The sequence below is a fragment of the Streptomyces sp. AC627_RSS907 genome, assembly GCF_019049165.1.
Map to the genome: position 1 here is coordinate 76,908 of NZ_JAGMUE010000047.1, position 20,450 is coordinate 97,357.

General features: G+C 73.4%; 13 protein-coding genes and 1 pseudogene. All 14 read right to left on the minus strand.

Features of this window, described 5'->3' with window-relative positions; genetic code table 11:
* Position 1 precedes the first annotated feature (1 nt).
* On the minus strand, positions 2 to 649 hold the full coding sequence (locus KUM32_RS13095) for a PIG-L deacetylase family protein (protein ID WP_217142022.1): 648 nt from the start codon (positions 647 to 649) through the stop codon (positions 2 to 4).
* The gene (locus tag KUM32_RS13100) at positions 646 to 1,455 is read right to left on the minus strand and encodes a glucose-1-phosphate cytidylyltransferase (RefSeq protein WP_217142023.1); all 810 of its coding nucleotides are present in this window, start codon (positions 1,453 to 1,455) and stop codon (positions 646 to 648) included. The genes KUM32_RS13095 and KUM32_RS13100 overlap by 4 nt, the downstream gene beginning before the upstream one ends.
* Positions 1,456 to 1,466: 11 nt before the next feature.
* A complete protein-coding gene (locus KUM32_RS13105; protein ID WP_217142024.1) occupies positions 1,467 to 2,702 on the minus strand; it encodes a class I SAM-dependent methyltransferase in 1,236 nt (411 codons plus the stop codon).
* Positions 2,699 to 3,976, minus strand: a complete 1,278-nt coding sequence (locus KUM32_RS13110; protein ID WP_217142025.1) for a glycosyltransferase — start codon at positions 3,974 to 3,976, stop codon at positions 2,699 to 2,701. The genes KUM32_RS13105 and KUM32_RS13110 overlap by 4 nt, the downstream gene beginning before the upstream one ends.
* Positions 3,977 to 3,983: 7 nt before the next feature.
* A pseudogene (locus KUM32_RS13115) lies at positions 3,984 to 5,286 on the minus strand (O-antigen ligase domain-containing protein).
* A 1-nt stretch (position 5,287) separates the two neighbouring features.
* Positions 5,288 to 6,862, minus strand: a complete 1,575-nt coding sequence (locus KUM32_RS13120; protein ID WP_217142026.1) for a right-handed parallel beta-helix repeat-containing protein — start codon at positions 6,860 to 6,862, stop codon at positions 5,288 to 5,290.
* Between the two features lie 232 nt (positions 6,863 to 7,094).
* Positions 7,095 to 9,056 carry an alginate lyase family protein gene (locus tag KUM32_RS13125; RefSeq protein WP_217142027.1) on the minus strand — a complete coding sequence of 654 codons (1,962 nt, stop codon included), beginning with the start codon at positions 9,054 to 9,056 and terminating at the stop codon, positions 7,095 to 7,097.
* Positions 9,053 to 11,233 carry a bi-domain-containing oxidoreductase gene (locus KUM32_RS13130; protein ID WP_217142028.1) on the minus strand — a complete coding sequence of 727 codons (2,181 nt, stop codon included), beginning with the start codon at positions 11,231 to 11,233 and terminating at the stop codon, positions 9,053 to 9,055. The genes KUM32_RS13125 and KUM32_RS13130 overlap by 4 nt, the downstream gene beginning before the upstream one ends.
* A gap of 19 nt (positions 11,234 to 11,252) precedes the next feature.
* Entirely contained in the window at positions 11,253 to 13,187 is a 1,935-nt protein-coding gene (gene asnB, locus KUM32_RS13135; RefSeq protein WP_217142029.1) for an asparagine synthase (glutamine-hydrolyzing), read from the minus strand.
* 3 nt (positions 13,188 to 13,190) lie between these two features.
* A complete protein-coding gene (locus tag KUM32_RS13140; RefSeq protein WP_217142030.1) occupies positions 13,191 to 14,756 on the minus strand; it encodes a Wzz/FepE/Etk N-terminal domain-containing protein in 1,566 nt (521 codons plus the stop codon).
* A complete protein-coding gene (locus tag KUM32_RS13145; RefSeq protein WP_217142031.1) occupies positions 14,753 to 16,120 on the minus strand; it encodes a Wzz/FepE/Etk N-terminal domain-containing protein in 1,368 nt (455 codons plus the stop codon). Before KUM32_RS13145 ends, KUM32_RS13140 begins: the two co-directional genes overlap by 4 nt.
* Positions 16,117 to 17,397: a glycosyltransferase family 4 protein gene (locus KUM32_RS13150; protein ID WP_217142032.1), complete on the minus strand. Its 1,281-nt coding sequence runs from the start codon at positions 17,395 to 17,397 to the stop codon at positions 16,117 to 16,119. Before KUM32_RS13150 ends, KUM32_RS13145 begins: the two co-directional genes overlap by 4 nt.
* Positions 17,387 to 18,712: a nucleotide sugar dehydrogenase gene (locus tag KUM32_RS13155; protein ID WP_217142033.1), complete on the minus strand. Its 1,326-nt coding sequence runs from the start codon at positions 18,710 to 18,712 to the stop codon at positions 17,387 to 17,389. Before KUM32_RS13155 ends, KUM32_RS13150 begins: the two co-directional genes overlap by 11 nt.
* An 82-nt stretch (positions 18,713 to 18,794) precedes the next feature.
* Positions 18,795 to 20,273, minus strand: a complete 1,479-nt coding sequence (locus KUM32_RS13160) for a sugar transferase (RefSeq protein WP_217142034.1) — start codon at positions 20,271 to 20,273, stop codon at positions 18,795 to 18,797.
* Positions 20,274 to 20,450: the final 177 nt, after the last annotated feature.

Genomic DNA, 20,450 nt, shown 5'->3' on the forward strand with positions numbered 1-20,450 from the left:
TTCAGTCCCCCAGGTCGAGAGTGAGTTTGGTGACGGCGAACGCCTCGGCGTAGCGCGCGTGGCATTCGATGCCGCGGATGCGTGCGAGACCCAGGAAGGCCTCGCGGTCGTACCAGGGCCGGTGCCGCTGCGAGGGGTAGTGCTCCTGCAGCAGCCGCACCTTCTGTTCGGCGGTCTGGGGCGACAGCGGCTGGTACGCGGACGGGCGGCCGAGATCGCCGTCCCACTTGACGATCTCGTAGCCGAGCACCAGGTGGTCGCGGAACGCGGTGGGTATCAGCTTCGCCAGGCCGCGGTGGTCCTGGTGCGCGTCGTCGGTGCGCGGGGCGAGGATGAGGTCAGGGTCGGTCCGCCCGCGCAGTTCCTCGACCGCGGCCTTGGCCTCGTCCCAGTGCACGGGCAGTCGGCCGTCCGGCAGCTTGTGCACGGTCAGCCGCAGGTCGGCGCCCGGGCAGAAGGCGGCGAGCGCGGCCCGCTCCTCCTGCTCCCGCTCGCCGCCTCCGCCGGAGAGAACCAGCGCGTCGACGCGGACGCCCGGCCGCGCGAGGCACAGCGTCAGCAGCGTGCCGCCGGCGCCGATGGCGATGTCGTCGCAGTGCGCGCCCACCGCGACGATCCGGTCCACCCGTCCGGCGCCGAGCCGGATCACGCGGACCTCACCCCGGCGTGCGCCCCCGCCCCGTCCCGTTCCCACACGGCCCACGGGCGGTCGCCCCGGGCGTAGGCGGCGTCGAGCGCGGCCCGCTCCTTCACGGTGTCGGTCGGCTTCCAGAAGCCGCGGTGCCGGTGTGCGACCAGCCGGCCGCGCTTGGCCAGCTGGGCGCATCCGTCGGCGACCAGGTCCCCGTTCTCCGGTATGTGGTCGAAGACCTCCTGGCGGAGAACGAAGTAGCCCCCGTTCTCCCACAGCGGCAGTTCGCTCACCGCGGTGATGCCCCCGACCAGGCCGTCCTCGCCCAGGTCCACACAGTGGAACGAGGACTGCGGCGGCACCACCATCATCGACGCACCGGCGTCGCGCCGGGCGAAGTTCTCGATCATCTCCGGCAGCGGTGCGTCGGTGAGCACGTCGGCGTAGTTGGCGAGGAACATCTCGTCGCCGTCCAGGTGGTGCCGTACCCGGCGCAGCCGCTCCCCGATCGGTGACTCGATGCCGGTCTGTGCGAAGGTGATCGTCCAGTCGGAGATGTCGGTGGACAGCAGCTCGGTCCGTCCGCCCCGCAGCACGAAGTCGTTGGACGTCGTCTCCTCGTAGGTGAGGAAGAAGTCCTTGATGTGGTGGGCCCCGTACCCGAGGCAGAGGATGAACTCCGTGTGCCCGAAGTGCGCGTAGTAGCGCATGACGTGCCAGATCAGCGGTCTCGGTCCGACCATCGCCATGGGTTTGGGCACGTCGTCTGCGGCGCCGCTGCGCATCCGCATCCCGTAACCGCCGCAGAACAGAACGACCTTCATGCTGTGACCTTTCACGACGCGCCGCCGACGATGCTCAGTTCCGGGATGGGGAAGACCAGCCGGCCGCCCCACTCGTGCACGAAGGACAGCTGCTCGACCAGCTCGTCCCGCAGGTTCCACGGCAGGACGAGGACGTAGTCCGGCCGGTCGGCGGCTATCCGCTCGGGCGGCAGGATCGGGACGCGGGTGCCCGGGGTGAACCTGCCGTGCTTGTAGGGGTTGCGGTCGACCGTGTACGGGAGCAGGTCGGGCCGGATGCCGCAGTGGTTGAGCAGGGTGTTGCCCTTGCCCGGGGCGCCGTAGCCGACGACCGTCTCGCCGCGCTCGGCCGCCTCGATGAGGAACCGGAGCAGGTCCCGGCGCACCTTGGCCACCCGGGCGGAGAACTCGGTGTAGCCGGACAGCTCCTGCAGCCCGGCGGCCTTCTCCCGGGCCAGTACGTCGGCCACCCGCCGCGCCGGCTCGCCGGCCACCTCGGCCGGGCGGGCCCACAGCCGGATCGAACCACCGTGCGTGGGCAGCAACTCGACGTCCACGAGGGCGAGTCCGCCGCTCTCGAGGGCCCGGATCGCGGACGCGACCGTGTAGTACTGGAAGTGCTCGTGGTAGATCGTGTCGTACTGGTTCTCCTCGATCAGGGTCAGCAGGTGCTGCACCTCGATGGAGACCCAGCCGTCGTCGGCGACGAGGGCACGCAGCCCCCGGGTGAACCCGACGACGTCGGGGATGTGCGCGTACACGTTGTTGGCCACGACCAGGTCCGCCGGGCCGTGCTCTTCGCGGACGGCCGAGCCGGTGTCCGGGCCCAGGAACGCGGTGAGCGTGGGCACACCGGCCTCCCGCGCCGCGGCGCCGACGTTCACCGAGGGCTCGATGCCGAGGCAGCGGATCCCCCGGTCCACCATGTGCCGCAGCAGGTACCCGTCGTTGCTCGCGACCTCGACCACGAAGGAACCGGCGCCCAGCCCCAGCCGTCGGACGGCGTCGGCGACGAACGTGCGCGCGTGCTCCACCCAGGAGGTCGAGTAGGAGGAGAAGTACGCGTACTGCGTGAACGTCTCCTCCGGCGTGATCAGCGGAGGGATCTGCGCGAGCCAGCAGTCGGTGCAGACCCGCAGGTGCAGCGGGTACGCCGGCTCCGGCTCGTCCAGCCGGTCCGCGGCGAGGAAGCTCTCGCACGGCGGGGTCGCCCCCAGGTCGACGACGCTCGCCAGCGCCGTCGAGCCGCAGAGTCGGCATCGTGTCATCTACTGCCCCCATCCCGCTCGCGCGGGTGCCCCCACCGCGAGCCAGTGCTCGTGTCCCCAACCGGTGGCGGGCCGTCCCCGCCGCCGGACCGACCCGCGATCGCGGTGCGGTACCCGTCCACCAGGCGTTCCAGGCCGACGGCCGGGCTGAAGTCCTGCTCGTAGCGGCGCCGGGCCGCCCGGCCCATCTCCCGGCCGAGGGCCGGCTCGGCCGTGATGCGGCGCAGGCACGACGCGAGCGAGACGGGCTCGCCCGGTCGGTGCAGCAGCCCGGTCACCCCGTCCTCGACGAGTTCGACGAAGGCGCCGTGGCCGGCGGCGACGGCCGGGACCCCCGCCGCCATCGCCTCCGCGACCACCAGGCCGAAGGTCTCCCGGGCCATGGAGGGAGCCACCACGGCGACCGCCCGCGCGACGGCCCGCCGGCACTGGGCCGGGTCGTACAGGCCGACGTACCGCACGTCGTCCCGGCCCGCCGCCCAGGCGGTCACCTCCCGCTCCAGCGGTCCCGCGCCGGCGATCACGAGCGGCACGCCCACACCGCCGTCGGCGGTGGCCCGTTCCCACGCGGCCATGAGCAGCCGTACGCCCTTGGCCTCCGCGAGCCTGCCGAGGAACAGCAGGTGCTCGCCGGCGCCCGCTCGGCAGGCGCCCGGGTCGGGCACGAAGTTGTGCTTCACCGACAGCCGCCCGGCCGGCATGCCGGACCGCACCAGGACGTCGCGCTGTGCCGCGGAGATGCAGAAGAACCGCTCCACGCCGGACCACCACCGCCGCCGGTTGACCGACAGGCTGACCGCGAGCGGAACCGTCGCCAGCCGCGAGCCCCGGTAGCAGCCGTGCCGGACGGCGGGCAGCGACGCCGCCGTCCCCACGCACTCGGTGCACGGCCGGCCGTCCCGGTGCAGCGTGCCGGGCGGGCAGACCTGGGTGTAGTTGTGCAGCGTGGCGACGACGGGCACGCCGGCGTCGGCGCAGGCGGCCAGCACCGCGGGCGACAGGAGCGGGAAGACATTGTGGACGTGCACCACGTCCGGCCGCTCGGTGCGGAGCCGGGCGGCGAGCTCCGCGCGGACCGACGGGTTCCACGGCACCAGAAGCGGCACCGCCGCCTTGCCCAGCAGGGACCGGGCGGCGATGTCGTCGCTGCGCCGCTCGAACACGTCGACCCGGTGGCCGGCCGCGCGCAGCAGCTCCACCTCTTCGTCGACGACCCTGTTCTCGCCGCTCGGCTGTGCCGAGGAGTAGCGGTTGTGCACCACGAGGACGTGCATGCTCAGGTCACCTCCGGTCCCGGGCCCCGCGCGGGACACGTCGTCGAGGAGGCCGCGGCCGGCGGGCGGGGCGTGGCCGCGGCAGGTGCCGCGAGCAGCGAGGCGGCCAGGGCCAGATGGAGCAGATACGGCGAGGCGTCGCCCAGGCCGGCCTCGGTGTACGACGAGATCGCGCAGTAGCTGATCAGGAAGATCGCGCAGGCCCTCGGCAGCGACGGCGGCCGCAGCAACGCGACGCCGCCCAGCACGACGACGAACCCCGCGACGAGGGTGACGCCGGCCAGACCCTGCTCGTGGTAGACGGCCAGCCAGCTGTTGTCGATCGGCAGCCCGTCGAACGACTTGTCGCCCAGGCCCATGCCGAACACCTTCTCCCCGGTCGTCCGGGGCGCCGCCAGCAGGGCGTCCCAGACCTTGGCCCGGCCGGTGAGGTTGGAGAAGTTCTCCTGGCTCTGTCCGCGCAGGAACCACGCCTGCAGCGCGGAGCTGAACGCGACCGCGGCCACCGTGGCGCACAGCACCGCCCAGCCGAAGAACCGGCGCGCGGCGGAACTGGTCAGGACGAGCGAGCCGATCGCCAGCGCCAACCCGACGAGCAGACCGAGCGTGGCGGTCCGGGTGTGGGTCAGCGCCAGCAGGACGAGCGCCGGCACGATGACCACCGCGGCGCCGGCCCCGGTGGTCCGGCGGCCCAGCACGAGCAGCACGGTGAGCCCGGTGATCACCGCGGCGTACTGCCCGATCTGCGGCGGGGTGAGCGGCCACAGCGCGCCGACCAGCCGCCCGCCGTAGTACTCGGGCAGGGCCGTGCCCGGCGAGACGGCCAGGCCCGCGGCCACCACGCCGAGCACCGCGAAGTACATCCGGATGTGGTACCGGACGAACGTCATGCCGCCGTCCCACCAGCGGCTGAGCAGCCACAGCGTGCCGACGAAGAGGGCCAGCCGGGCGCAGCGGAACAGCGCGCCGAACCCGACCTCCAGGTGCACGCTGGAGATCACGCTCGGCACCAGCAGCAGGGTGAGCAGGAACAGGAAGGCGCCGGCTCGCAGGCGCAGCCGGCAATTGAGCGCGAGCGCCAGCGCGAACGCGGCGACCAGCGCCCCCATGGTGACCATCTGGATGAGGGAGCGGGGCAGCGTGACGACGGTCTTCGCCCCGGCGGAGCCGAGCGTGTTGAGGCCCAGCAGCGCCCAGACGATCCCGACGGCCTTCGGGGTACCGGCCGGGCGTGGTGCGGCACCGGGCGGTCGTGTGCCCACCGCGCCCGGTCCGCCCGGCGGCCCGCCGCGTGCCAGGTCCCCGCCCATCTCAACCACCGGCCCGTGGGTCGAAGGTGCTGCCCGCGTCCTGCCGGTACGGCGCGGCCTGCCACTGCCCGGGGTCGAGCTTGCGGCCCGGGTCGACGGCGACGAAGCTCCACGGTCCGCGGTAGACGTTGTCGTGCCAGCGGTTGTGCTGCTCGTGGGTGATCGCCTCGGCCACCCGCTCGCCCTTGTACGGCGACCAGTCCGGGTAGGTGCCGTAGTTGGAGAGCACCGCCATGCGACCGCACTCGTCCGCGCACTTGACGACGGACGGGTCCAGCACGAAGCGGTTGTCGTGGATGTCCACCCGCTGCGTCTTCCACCGGCAGTCGGAGTACAGCGGTGCGGTGGCGATCGCCGGCCGCGCGCAGCGGTCGGTGTCCTTCACCAGCAACGTGCAGTATCCGGTCGAGGTGTTGGCCGGGCTGTTGCAGAACCGGTCGGCGTTCTCCCACAGGGTGATCCCGGACCAGTTGTTCTCCAGTACGTTCCGGTAGATCTCGATCTTGTCCGTGCGGGCCCGGACCCGTGGCTCGCCGCCGGCCTCGGACACGTAGACGGTCGCGTACGGGAAGTCGTCGCCGCGCTCGGCGTGCTTGCGGCCCTCGACCCAGTTGTTCCGGCGGATCGTGTTGTTCCGGACGACCGCGTTGTAGCTGGTCTCGTACATCAGCGCGGCACCGTCGTTGGCCTCCAGCACGTTGTCCTCGATGCGGAAGTCGTTGTTGTTGTTGTCCGCCCACAACCCGACGCCGCGGTTGTCGTGCACCCAGTTGCCGCGGATGTCGGCGCCGTCGACGGCCCAGAACTTGATGCCTCCGGTGCAGCCGCAGCCCGGCTGCCGCCGCTCCCAGTCGTCGGTGTTGTTGCCCACGATCTCGTTGCCCTCGACCACCAGGCCCCGGATGGAGTCACCGGTCTTGTACGCGTTCATCCCGTACTGCCCGTTGCCGCGCAGGCAGCTGGCGCGGACCTGCTGGCGGGCACCGGCCATCAGCCCGGCGCCGGAGTTGTGCTGGATCGTCGCGTGCTCGATCACCCATCCGTCGGCCATGTCGTGGTTGACCACGCCCTCGTTGTTCGGCGCGACGAAATGCTGCACGGTCAGATGGCGGATGGTGACGTCGCGGGCGGTGCCGCCGAACGCGTACTGGTTGGTCTCCCCGCCGTCGAGCACCGCGCCCGGCGCACCGAGGTAGGTGTTCCCCTCCTTGGCGATGACCTGGGCGTAGCGTTCCGGCTCGAGCCTGTGCTTGCCCGGGCGAAGCCAGAACGTGGTGTTCGGGGGGCTGTTCCTGGTCTTCTCGGCCAGGTCACCGACGACCGAGGGGTCGACCGTCACCGCGCCCGCCGGGGCCTTCGCCGGCCCGGCCGCCGGCTCGGCGCACACCCGGGCCACGGACGGGGCGGGCGCCCCGGAGGCGGAGGGCCCTCCCGACGGGGTGGGCGCCCCGGAGGCGGAGGGCGCACCGGTCGGCTCCGCCGGGGCGTCCGACGTGCTCGTACAGCCGGTCGCCGCCAGCAGGACCAGCGCCAGCGGTGCCGCCGGCGACGCCCAGCGCCGCCACGTGGTCCCCACGGGTCCTCCGCCGGGGGGCTTGTGCCGGATCTCCGCGGCGCCGCGACGCCCCGCACGCTCCCCCTCCGCCGCGGGGGCGTGGGAGGCACCCCCGCGCGCCGCACCGGCCGACAGCCCGAGCGCGCCCAGGACGAGGGCCTTCGGCCGGCTCGCCGAGAGCACGCCCCGGCCGCGGCCCCCGGCCCCTGCGCGGCGGGCGTTCCTTCCTCCCCGGAGATCCATCACAGGCCCCCTAGCCGCGGAACCCGAGCACGGTGGTGAACCCCTCCGCGCCGTCGGCGAAGCCGGTGCCGACCAGTGTGGTGGTGGGTTCCTTGCGGCCGAAGCCGGGGGAGTACCAGCCCAGCGGCGGGTCGCTCTCGCCCCGGTGCGCCCGCCAGCGCAGCTGCCCGGGCAGGTCGAGCACCGCGGAGCGGTCCTCGCCGCCCCGGGTCCAGGTGAGCCGCGCCCGGTTCTCCACCAGCTCCGCGGTGATCGCCGGGCCGAGGTGGAACGCCAGGCGCACGGCCCGGCGCGTGCCGTGCGGGCCGCGGACCTCGTCGACCACCCTCAGCTCCCGGCCCGCGGCCGTCAGCTCCACCCGGCGGCGGTGCACGGAGGGCCGGTAGCCGTCGTGCTCGGCACACCAGCGGGCCGTCCCCCCGCCGGAGGCGCCGGACGGTTCCGCGACCAGGACCCGGGTGCGGGCGTGCCGGGTCCACAGGAACGGGCCGCCGGAGACGGACTGGTCACCGCCGTCCAGCTGCAGGGTGTTGTGGCCGAGGGTCGACCGGAAGTAGCGCCGCCACTCGGGCTGCCCGTGGTAGCAGAACGTCCCCGGGTCGGCGAGCACGTCGACCCCGTCGTGCCGGACCTCCACGGACAGCGCGTCCGCGTGGGCGTGCGCGGCGATGGACAGGAACCCGTGCGGACCGCCGTCGCAGCGGCACCAGATCTCCTCCGGACCGCGCAGGATCGTGAGCCCGGCGTCGGCGAAGTGGCCCGGCCGGCTCGCCGGGCGGCGCACGGACAGGTCCGTGGGCCTGACGAGCGCGGCCAGCAGCGGGGTGCGCACATCGGTACCGGTCACCGCCGGCCACCAGTCGAGCCGGCCGAACACGGTCTCCCCGGTGGCCAGCAGCGAGGCCCAGCGGTCGGTGCCCGCGCCGTCCACGACCAGCCCGTGCCCGTCGTCCGCGTCCCCCTGGCGCGGCGGTCGCAGCCGGTTGTCCACGACCGCGGCGAGCGCGTCGGTCATCCGCAGCAGCACCAGCCGGACCGACGCGGGGACCGGCACACCGGCGGCGTCCGCCTCGGCCACCGCGGCCAGGCCGAGCTCCAGCACCAGTCCGTGGTACTCGGTGGCCAGCTCGCGGTTGAGGCCGGAGCCGAAGGTGTTGCTCCGCAGATGCCGCTCCAGCGACCGCATGGCGTCGTCCCGCCAGCGCGCCGAGGAGGGGAACCACCCGAACGCGCAGGCCGCCGCGAACTGCCCGGCGGCCTCGGCGATGACGTGGTTGTTCGCCGAGGACCCCCGGCTGGGGAACGCGGCCAGCCAGCGCTGGTGGTGCCAGACCTGGTGGATCGCCACCGGGTTCTCCTCGAACAGCCCGGCCGCGCCCGGCCAGCCGTCCAGCAGCCGGCGGATCCACACCCAGGACAGCAGCCGGATCCCCAGCTCGATGCCGCTGGTCCAGTGCACGCCGCGCAGCGGCGCGTTGGCCGCCCACCACGACCGCAGGTGCGCGGCCACGCGCTCGGCGTACCGCTCGTTCCCGCTGATCGCGTAGGCGGCGGCGAGCTGGGTGAGGTACTGGTGCCGGGACAGCTCCCAGATCTGCTTGATGTCCCCGACCACGTCCTCGTTCCGGTACGGCACGTCGAAGGCGTAGCCCCATGGCGCCCGGCGTCCGGTCTTCGGGTCGTACCACCAGTCCGGGTCGGCCAGGTCGTCGCGGTCCACCCCGAAGTACCCGGCGTGCCCGGCCATCAGCCGGTCCGCCTCGGCGAGGAGACGTTTCGCGGCGTCCGGTGGCACCGCGGCGATCGTCCCCGCGGGCAGTACCGCGGTGAAGCGGGCGCCGGTCACGCTCGGGCAGACCGGCCGCGCCGCCCGCCATCGCCGCCTGCGCACCGCGTCGCCCACCCGGCCGCCGACCTCCCGCGGCCCCATCCGGGACAGCCGCCGCAGGTACCAGCCCGCGCTCATGCTCATCGCGCCCCCGCCAAGGTCACCGGCGCGCCGCAGGCCAGGCCGGTCCGCACGGCGAGGGTGGCCGCCGTGGTGGCGACCAGCGACTGGAGCGGCACCGGCATCGGCCCCCCGGTCCGCACGGCCCTGACGAACGCGGCCAGTTCGGCGGACTGGCCCTTGTCCCGGGCCTTGGGCAGCCGCGAGCCGACCCACCGCTTGCGGCGGCCGTCGTACACGGTGGCACGGACGAAGTCGTCGAGCCGCAGCGCGCGGCCGTCCGCGACCAGGTCCAGCGTCTCCTTGGGGAAGCCGGCCGGGCCGGTGGTGACGTAGCTGATGGTGGCGGTGGACCCGTCCGGGTAGCGCAGCACGACCTGGAGATCCTCGGTGCCGGGCGTGGTGATCGCGTACACGGAGACCGGGTCGGCCTCCAGCAGCCAGCTCACCGTGTCGATGAAGTGCCCGCCCTCCCCGGCGAACCGCGAGCCCTCGGTGCCCTGCTGCAGGTACCAGCTGCCGTGCTGCAGCCGGCCCGCGTTGACCAGGTAGCGGACGCTCGCCGGCCCGGTCCGGGCACCGAACCGCTTCCTGGCCTCCTGCAGCAGGGGCGAGAACCGGCGGTTGAAGCCCACCTGGAGCCGGTCGTTGCCGGACTCCTCCACCGCCGCGAGCACGTCGGCCAGCTCGTCCTCGGTGAGCGCCAACGGCTTCTCCACGAACACCGCCTTGCCGGCCAGCAGCGCCCGCCGGGTCAGTTCGGCGTGCGAGCTGTGGCGGGTGACCACGAACACCGCGTCGACGGCCGGGTCGCCGAGCACGGCGTCGAGATCGGTGGTCGCCTCGGTGAAGCCGAACTTCCGGCGGGCGTTGGCCGCGGACAGCGCCGTCGTGGTGACGACCGCGGACAACTCGACGCCCTCGCGCCGCGCCAGGTGCGGCAGCAGCATCGACGTCGCGTAGTTTCCCGCGCCGACGAACGCGAGGCGCACCGGCGTCCCGGCGGCCCGGGCCGGCTTCGGCTTCACGTGCACCGCGGGCACGGCGACCGCGGGCGCCTCCTCCGCTTCCTCCGCCTGTCCGGGGTACCGGAACAGCACGGCCACGGCCTTCAGTTCGCCGTCCTTCAGGCGCTGGTACGTCTCGACGGCGTCGTCGAAGTCGGCGACGTGGGAGACCAGGGGCTCCACGTCGACGCTGCCGTGGGCGAGGAGGTCGAGGAAGCACGCCAGGTTGCGGCGCTCGGTCCAGCGCACGTAGCCGACCGGGTAGTCCCGCCCCTCCAGCTCGTACTCCGGGTCGTAGCGGCCGGGGCCGTAACTGCGGGAGAACCGGACGTCGAGCTCCTTCTCGTAGTACGCGTTCCACGGCAGGTCCAGGCGGCACTTGCCGATGTCGACGACCCGGCCGCGGTCCCGGCACATCCGGGCGGCCAGCTCGACGGGCTGGTTGCTGCCGCCGCCGGCGGCCAGGTACACCTGGTCCACGCCCAGGCCGCCGGTGAGTTCGGCGACGGCCGTCTCCACCCCCGCGGACGCGGGATCACCGCAGGCCGCGGCGCCCAGGCCCTCGGCGAGCTCGCAGCGCACCGGGTCGGGGTCGACCCCGACGACGCGGACTCCCGAGGCGGCGAGGAGCTGAACCACCAGCTGCCCGATCAGGCCGAGGCCGATGACCAGCGCCACCTCACCGAGCCGGGACTCGCCCTGGCGCACGCCCTGCAGCGCGATCGACCCGACGGTCCCGAAGGCCGCGTGCCGGGGCGCGAGGCCGTCCGGCACCGGGGCGTAGAGGTTCTTCGGCACCCAGTTCAACTCGGCGTGCAACGCGTGCTCGTTGCCGGCGCAGGCCACGAGGTCGCCGACCTTCACATCGTCGATGCCGGCGCCGACCTGTTCGACCACCCCGCACAGCGAGTAGCCCAGCGGTGTGTACGAGTCCAGCTTGCCCATCACCTTGCGGTAGGTGGCGGGCACCCCGTTGGTGGCCACGCTCTGCATGACCTTGGCCACCTGGTCCGGTCGGGAGCGGGCCTTGCCCACCATCGACATGCCGGCCTCGGACACCTTCATGAGCTCGGTCCCGGTGGAGATCAGCGAGTAGGCGCTGCGGACCAGCACACCGCCCGGCTTGCACCCCGGCACCGGCACGTCGAGCACCGCCAGCTCGCCGCTCTTGTAGTTCTGCACAACCTGTTTCACCCGAACTCCTCTGAAATTCCTAAGCCGCCGGCCGAGTGCTCCGACCGGACCCGGAGGTCGCGTCGCGATACCAGTACTCGAGGGTCAGCACGTGCCACAGATGCTTGGAGAAGTCCCGCTGCCCGGCGGCGTCCGCGGCGACCATCCGGGCCAGCGCGTCGCGGCGCAGGAAGCCGGAACGGACCAGCTCGCCGTCGTTGACCACCTCACGCACCAGCGGTGCCAGGTCCCGGCTCATCCAGGCGCGCAGCGGGGCGCTGAAGAGCCCCTTGGGCCGGTAGACGATCTCCCGGGGCAGGATCGAGCCGGCCGCCTCCTTGAGGACGGCCTTGCCCTGCCGGCCGACGATCTTGCGGTCACCGGGCACGGCGAACGCCGCCTTCACCACCTCGACGTCCACGTACGGCACCCGCACCTCGGTCGACGCGGCCATGCTGGAGCGGTCCGTGTACGCGAGGTTCAGGCCCGGGAGGAACATCCGGGCGTCGCCCAGGCACATGCGGTTGACGAAGTCGTCGAGGTCGTTGTCCCGGTAGACGTCCGCGTGCTCGGTCAGGACGTCGTCGACCGCCGGGGCCAGGTCCGGATCGACCAGGTCGAGCAGTTCGCCCCGGTCGTACATGGTGTAACTCCGCCGGAACGCGGTCTCCTCCGGCAGTTCGGCGAAGGAGAGGAACCGCTTGGCGAAGCGCACCGACCGGTACCCCCGGCGGCTGGTCGCGACCGGCAGCCGGTCCACGGCCGCGGACACCCCGCGCCGCAGGGGCCGGGGGACACGCTGGTAGCGCAGCGCGAGCAGGTTGGCCAGATGCTTGCGGTACCCGGCGAACAGCTCGTCGGCACCCATCCCCGAGAGCATCACCTTGACCCCGGCCTCCCGGGCGGCCGAGCAGATCAGGAACGTGTTGATCGCGGCGGGGTCGCCGATCGGCTCGTCCAGGTGGTACGTCATCCGCGGCAGCAGGTCGAGCACGTTCGGAGCGATCTCGATCTCCCGCAGGTCGACGCCGAACCGCTCGGCCACCCGGCGTGCGTAGCGCAGGTCGTCCGGCATCGCCTCGAACCTGGCGTCCTCGGCGCGGAACCCGATCGTGTAGGCGGTGATTCCGGGGCGGTGACGGGCCGCCAGCGCGGTCAGGTAGCTGGAGTCGAGGCCGCCGGAGAGGAAGGTCGCCACGGGCACGTCGGAGAGCAGGTGGCGCCGGGTCGACTCCTCGACGACGGCGGCCAGCTCCGGCCGCTCGCCGCCGCGGGCCCGCTCCCGGCCCTCGGCGGCGACGTCCTTCAGGTTCCAGAACCGGCCGCGCTCCACCCGGCCGTCCGGCCGGCACCTGAGCCAGCTCCCCGGTGGCAGCTTCTCCGCCTCGCGGAAGGCGCACCGCGAGTCCGGCACCCAGTAGTACAGCAGCGAGGCCACCAGCGCCGCGTGGTCCACCTCCAGCGACCCGCCGGTCGCGGCGCCGAGCGCCTTGAGCTCGGAGGCGAACACCAGGCCCTCGCCGCGCCGGAGCAGGAACAGCGGCTTGACGCCGAGCTGGTCGCGGGCGAGTACCAGGTCACCGGTCCGCTCGTCGAAGACCCCGAACGCGAACATGCCGCGCAGCCGGGGCAGGCAGTCCGTGCCCCAGCGCCGCCAGGCCTCCAGCAGCACCTCGGTGTCGGAGGTACCGCGGAAGCGCACCCCGGCGGCCGACAGCTCGGCGCGCAGCTCGGGCGCGTTGTACAGCTCGCCGTTGTACGTCAGGACGAGTCCGTCCGAGACCATCGGCTGGGCGCCGGTGCCGGACAGGTCGATGACGGCCAGCCGACGGTGCCCGAGGTGCACCTCGCCGTCCCCGACGGGACGGCTGTAGCGGCCCGCCCCGTCCGGGCCGCGGTGGGCGAGGGTTTCGGTGAGCCGGTCGGTCACGGCCTTCCCGTCCGGCCATCGGTACGTGCCTGCGATGCCACACATGTCCTACCGTGCCTCCTGGTCGCTGTCCGGGACCCCCGCCGCCCGCATCGGCAGCCGCTCCGTCCACGGCCGGTCCGTCCGCGGCCGGTCCTCGCCCACTGCCTGGACGGCGTGGGAGGTGCCCCCACCGTTGTGCCGGGCCGGCCGCTCGTCGTGGCCGCGTGGCGCGGGGCGCGGCCCGTCCCACAGCGTGCCGTCGGTCCGGTCACGCGGATCGGGGTCGATCAGCACCACACCGATCACCGCGATGCGCTGGTCCGCGAGTTGCCGGGCCACGGTGTGCAGCCACGCGGTGCTGCCGTGCCCGGCACGCACGACGAGCACGGTCCGCTCGCCGAGGTACCGGAGGTCGGTCCACGCCGTGCCGGGCGCCACCGAGCCGACGCCGAGCCGGCGCTCTTGAGGCGACACGGCCGCGGCACGTTCGCCGCCGACCACGGTGGGGTCCCCCGGCTTCGGGCGGCGGCCGGAGAGCTGCGGGCCGGGCAGGCCGTCGACGACGACCACGGGTCCCTCCGCGGCCAGTGCCCGGGCGAGGTCCAGGGCCAGCACGCTCGTGGTGCGCGCACAGCCCAGTTCCAGCAGCGACACCGGTTCCGCGGAGCCGCGCACGCCGCGGGCCAGGGACGCGGTGAGCCGTTCGCGTGCCGCCCGGGTCCGTCGGCGCTGCCACGGCCCGGCCGGCCGGCGGGGCAGCTCCGCGACGACCGAGGCGCCGAGGTTCGCCGCGATCTCCCGGCGCAGCACGGGGCGGTCCGCCACCACCGCGCCGACCGCGGCCACCGCGAGCCCGATGACGAGCCCGAGGACGAGGCCGATCGCGGCGTCGGTGGCCGCGGTCCGGGGCAGGGAGTGCCGCACCGCGCGCGGCGCGTCCACGATCCGGGTGCCGGCGACGAGCCGCGGGGTGCCGATGCGCGCCTCCTCGGCACGCCGGCCGACATCGGCGATCCGCGAGGTCAGCTCGGCACGGCGAGCGAAGAGCGACTCCATGTCCGCCGCCTTCGACCCGCTCTGCGACGACCCGTCCCCGATCTCCTTGTTGACCCGGTCGAGTTCGTCCCGCATGCGGTCGCGCTGGTCGAGCAGACCCTTGGCCTCGGCGTCCGCGGCGTCCCGCAGCCGTCTCACGTGGTCCGCGACGAACGCGTCGGCCAACGCCCGGGCGCGGGCCACCGCCTGGGCGTCACTGTCACCCGTCGCGTGGATCTCCAGCAGGTTGTTGGTCAGGCCGGTACCGCCGTAGTCCTCCATGAAGTCCTCCGGCTTCTCCCGGGACCCGAGGGACTCCAGGGCCTGGCCGGCGATGCGCGTGGTGTGCAGCAGCGCGACGTCGGTGCGGATCAGCGTTCCCGGGTCGTTCGGCTGGTCCTCCTGGTGTGCGACCAGCACCTTGGTCACCGCGGTCGGTGGCGGCGGCATCAAGACCGCCACCGCCGTGCCGAGGAGCAGGCCCAGCAGCGCCAGGGAGCCCCAGAACCGGCGCCGCCTGCGCACCGCCACCACCAGCGCCTGCAGGTCCAGCAGCGGAGCGGCGGCCGACGACTCCGACGTCGTACGCGTGGTCACCCCGAACCTCCCGTCGCGTCGGCGCCCACCGCGAGCGCCGGCGTGGCGCCATCCCGCGGACGGCCGGCGGGCCGCGTCGGAGGGGTCCGGACCGTGCCGGCGAGGACGACGCCGACGATGTCGTGCCCGGCGTCCGCGCACGCCCCGGCGATGCCGGCGAGCTCCCCGGCGGTCCAGCCGCCCGCGCTGAGCACGACCAGGGCACCGGACTCGTCGTCGCGGTCCGGCACCAACGGCCGGGACACCGGAACCCGCACCAACCGCAGCAGCGGATCGCCCTCGGCCTCGGCGGCGAGCCGGCCGGCGGCCCGGCGGGCGGCCTCGTCGCCGTCCGGTACGACCACCAGCAGCCGCCGGGGTTCCGGCAGCCGGTCCCTGAGGCGGGCGCACACCCGCCGGTAGCGGAGCTGCCTGCCGGCCTCGTCGCCGGACGCCCGGGGGGCGGGTACGTCCCACGGGGTGTCGATGCCCAGCAGCCGGCGGATCCGGGTCCGCCGGTCACGGTCTTCCAGCCGGTGCGCGGGCCGTTCACCCGGCACGTCGACGGTGCCCAGCAGCGTCGAGCCCAGCGCCGCGGCGATCTCCGGTTCGGTGCGCAGCCGGCGACTCGTCCGCGCGGCGGTGAGATGGCCGACGACCGCCAGCAGGAAGAACAGCAGCGCCCCGGCGGCGACGAACTGCACCCGCGTCGGCGGTGCCTCGCCGTCCGGCCGGGACGCCGGCCCCATGACGACCATGCCGGCCCTGCCGGCGGCCGGGCCGGCCTCGGCCAGCTTGTCGACGGCCTCCTGCAGCGCGGTGCGCAGCTTCGCGAGCTCGGTGCGGGTCTGCACGCTCTCCACGGTCCGCCCCGGGTCGGCCGCGTCGGCCAGCTCGGTGATGCGGCGGCTCGTCTGTGCCACCAGCTGCCGCAGCGCCTCGGGCCGCGCCGCCGCTTCGGAGCCGGTGTCGCCGCCCGCGATCCGCGCGGCGTAGGTGACGAACTGCTGGGCCACCTGGTCGGAGAGCCGCTGTGCGCGCTCCGGGCTGTCGGCCGTGCCCGAGATCCTGATGATGTTTCCGTCGGCGGCCTTGGCGCTCACCCGGTCCCGCAGTTCGCCGCCGCCGACCCCGCTCCAGCCGAGGGCGGCGGCAGCGCGGTCGACCACCACCGAACTGGTCGCGACCTCCGCCTGCGTCAGCAACTCGCGTTCCTCCCACGCCCCGGGCAGCAGTACCGACGCCGACGTCGTGTAACGCGGCGGGAACAGCAAAGAGGTGCCGAAGCCGACGAGCGCACCCAGCACGGTGAGGAGGGTGAGAAACCGCCGGCGCCGACGGATAATCCGCCCGATCGTGACCAGGCGTATCGTGTCGTCGCTCAACGGCGCGGCCTCTTCCTCGCCCGGCCCGCGCCGTCCGCCGGCACCGGAGCGCGGTCACGGCAGGCGGCGGCGTAGGCGGCGAGCAGCGACGCCTGCGACTTCCGCCAGGAGAGCGGCCCGCCGATCCGCTCCTGGCCGATCTTGCCCATCCGGGCCCGCTCCTCCGGGTCGTCCAGCAGCAGCGCGACGAGCCCGGCGAACGCGGCCTCGTCGTTGGCGGGCGCGTAGACGGCGGCGTCACCGGCGGAGACCCGCGCCTCCTTCAGGTCGAACGAGACGATCGGCCGGCCCATCACCATGTACTCCAGGACCTTGTTCATGGTCGACACGTCGTTGAGCGGATTGCGCGGGTCGGGGGAGAGGCACACGTCCGCCGTGGACAGGTAGCGCACCAGGTCGGCGTCCGGGACGCGTCCGGTGAACTGCACGTGCTCGGCGAGCCCCAGCCTCCGGGACAGCTCCACCATCGCGTCGAAGGAGTCGCCGGCGCCGACGAACACCGCGTGCCAGTCGGTGCGACCGAGCTCGTCGCGCAGCTTCGCGAGGGCCCGCAAGGCGTAGTCGACGCCGTCCTGCGGGCCCATGACGCCGAGGTAGCACAGCAGGTGGGGCTTGCCCCGCTTCAGCTCCGGCTCGGGCGGCACGGGGTGGAACCGGTCGATGTCGGGCGCGCTGCGCACCACGAAGACGTCCCCGGGCCGCCGGCCGCCACGGCGCACCGCGACGTCCCGGTAGCTCTCGTTCGTGGCGAGCACGACGTCCGCGGCCCGGTAGGTCAGCCGTTCCAGCGCGCACACGGCGCGGTGGAGCAGGTCCTCGCCGCGGCCGAACCGGGAGAGGTACAGCTCGGGAACCAGGTCGTGCTGGTCGAAGACGAACCGCGCTCCGCGCCGCTTCATCCACAGTGCCGGCAGGAACAGCAGGTCGGGCGGGTTGCAGGCGTGGACCACGTCGACCGGGCCGACCTTCCGGGCCAGGCGGACCGTGTGCCACAACGCCGATCCGTACTCCCGCAGGTAGCCGGCCGGTCCTCCGGTGGCCGCGCGCAACGGGTAGCGGTGGATCCGCACCCCGTCGATCACCGCCTCCGGCTCGGTGTCCCGCTTGCCGCCCCGGGGACAGACGACGTGCACCTCCCAGCCCGCGTCGCGCAGCGTCGTGCACTCCTGCCACACCCGCCGGTCGAACGGCACCGACAGGTTCTCCACCAGGATCAGTGCGCGCCGGCCCGGCCGGTCGCCCCTGGCTGTGTCATCGAACGGCGTGTCACCAAGCAAGGCCCATGTACCCCGGTTCGGTCCGGCGCGTCTCAGCGTCGGGAAGGCGGACGAGATCGACGATCAGCGGGCCGCCGCCATGGGGCAGCGCCGACAGCACGGCCGGGTCCCTGGTCCCCACCAGACACACCTCGGCGTGTTCGAGGACCTCGTCGACGGAGTCCGCGAGCAGTTGCGCGAGGTGCGGCAGCCGGGTCTCGATGTACTCGCGGTTCGCGCCGAGCAGCCGGGACAGGCTCACGTTGGCGTCGTGGATCCGCAGGTCGTACCCCTTGCCGAAGAGCCTCTCCGCCAGCTCGACGAGCGGGCTCTCGCGGAGGTCGTCGGTGCCGGGCTTGAAGGACAGCCCGAACAGGCCCACCCGGCGCTTGCCGGTGCGCTCGACCAGCTCCACGGCGCGCTGCAGGTGGTCGGAGTTGGAGGCCAGCACATGGGCGAGGATGGGCACCGAGACGTCGGCCCGCTGCGCCGCGTGGACCAGGCTGCGCAGGTCCTTGGGCAGGCAGGAGCCACCGAAGGCGAAGCCGGGCCGCAGGTAGGCGGGGCTGATGTTCAGCTTGCGGTCGGCCAGGAACACGTCCATCACCTGGTGCGAGTCCACCCCGAGCGCCTGGCACACCGCGCCCAGCTCGTTCGCGAAGCCGATCTTGAGGCCGTGGAACGCGTTGTCCGCGTACTTGATCGCCTCGGCCGTCGGGACCGGCACCCGGAACACCTCACCGGGCAGGCCCTCGTACAGCGCCGTCACGACGTCGCCGCTGGCCGGGTCGAGCTCGCCGACGACGGTCTTGGGCGGGTCGAAGAAGTCCCGCACGCTGGTGCCCTCGCGCAGGAACTCCGGGTTGACCGCGACCCCGACGTCCACCCCGGCCGTGCCGCCGGTGTTCTTCTCCAGGATGGGCACCAGCAGGTTCAGGCAGGTGCCCGGGAGCATGGTGCTGCGGAACACGACGGTGTGCCGCCCACCGCGCCCGCCGCGAGCCGCCAGCGCGGCCCCGATCTGCTCGGTGACCCGCTCCAGGTACGTGGTGCACAGGCTCCCGTTGGGCTCCGACGGCGTGCCCACGCAGACCAGCGACACCTCGCTGTCCATGACCGCCTCGCGGACGTCGCCGGTCGCGCGTAACGCCCCGGTCCGCACGACCTCGGCTATGAGGTCGCCGATCCGTTCCTCGACCACCGGGGCCTTGCCGTCGTTGACCAGGTCGACCTTCACCTGGTTGACGTCCACCCCGACGACCTCGTGCCCCATGCCGGCCAGGCACGCGGCCGACACGCAGCCGACGTAACCGAGCCCGAAGACGCTGACTCTCATGTCCCGTTCCTCCCCCCAGGCAGGCCCTCGTGGCCTGCGGTCCGCGCGCCGGCGGGACCGTCTGGTCGCAGCCCCCCGCGCATCAGTAGGCCCCCTGCCCGTGGAGCACCGCGCGCAGCGTCTTCCACAAGATCACCGCGTCCAGGGCGAGCGACCAGTCCTCCACGTACCGCAGGTCCAGCCGGACCGCCTCCTCCCACGGCAGGTCGCTGCGCCCGCTGATCTGCCACAGGCCGGTGAGTCCCGGCTTGACCAGCAGCCGCCGCCGGATGTCCGGGCCGTACGCGGCGGACTCCTCCGGCAGCGGAGGCCGCGGACCGACGAGCGACATCGATCCGGTGAGCACGTTGAACAACTGCGGGAGCTCGTCGATCGAGTACCGGCGCAGTACCGCTCCCACCCGGGTCACCCGCGGGTCCCGGCGGAGCTTGAACAGCAGGCCGGCGCCCTCGTTGAGGTCGGCCAGCTCGTCCCGGACCCTGTCCGCCCCGGCGACCATGGTGCGGAACTTGAGAATGGTGAACTCGCGGCCGTCCTTGCCGACCCTGCGCTGGCGGTAGAACGCCCCACCCGGACTGTCCACCAGCACGAGCAGCCCGACGCACACCATCAGCGGTGCGAACAGGACCAGCAGGACCGCCGCGCCCAACCGGTCGACGATCCCCTTGACCGCCCGCCTGCCGCCGGTGAAGGCCGGCATGCTGAGCCGCAGCAGCGGGATCCCGAGCACCGCGTCGACGTGCAGCCGCGGGCCGGCCACCTCCATCAGCACGGGGGCCACGACCATCTCGGCGTCGCTGCCCTCGAGGTTCCAGGCCAGCCGCTGGAGCCGGTCCGGTGACCAGTGCGGGTCCGGTGTGACCGCGACGACACGGTAGCCGTCGCGGCGGACGTGGCCCGCGACGTCCGCCAGACGGCCGACGACCGGTACCCCGTCCAGGTGGTCACCGTCGACCCCGTGACCGTCCGTCGTGCACACCGCCTCCACCCGCCAGCCGAGGTGCGGGAACTTGCGGGTCCGGGCGATCAGGTCGCGCACGGTGTCGGGGCTCCCGGCGGCGAGCACCGGTCGCAGGCACCGTCCTTCCTTGCGCTGTTTGTGCAGCCACAGACGCAGCACATACCGCGCGATCATGGTGAGGAGTGCGATCGCGGGGATCGCGACGAAGATCCAGAGTTTGATGTTGCGCGAGGTGAGAGCGATCCCGCCGAGTGCCAGTACGACGGTCGCCATGAAGAGAGAGCGTCCGAGCCGGCGGAATTCCTCGGCGCCCTGGCCGAGAACGGCCGGCGCCCACGATCTGCTCACCGCGAGCGCGCCCAGCACCAGCAGCTCGGTGCCGAATGCGAGAATTCCCCACTTCTCGTGCCAGTCGGCCGCGTCCCGGGCCCCGAAGAAATTGCCGATCCCCGCCACCACGAAGGCGGTGGTCACGGTGTCGCTGGTGATCACGGTACGGCGGTACCGCTGCTCCCAGTCGGTCGCGGGCTGGCTGATCGGCCCGTTCGCCAGACGCCCGCGCGCCGACGGAAACGGGCTGGATAATCCCCCTTGCCGCACAGAACCCCCCAGGTCCCCAGTGGTTCGACGTGTTCGCCCAGCACTGTTCCTCCCCCCGGGAGGCCCCCGCCCCCCGCGCCGCGCTGTTCCTCCCCGCGGAAGGCCCCCGCCTCCCCCGCACACGACATCCCGGCTGTTGCGGAGCTACGTGAACAACCCGCCCCGGCGGCTGTGGAC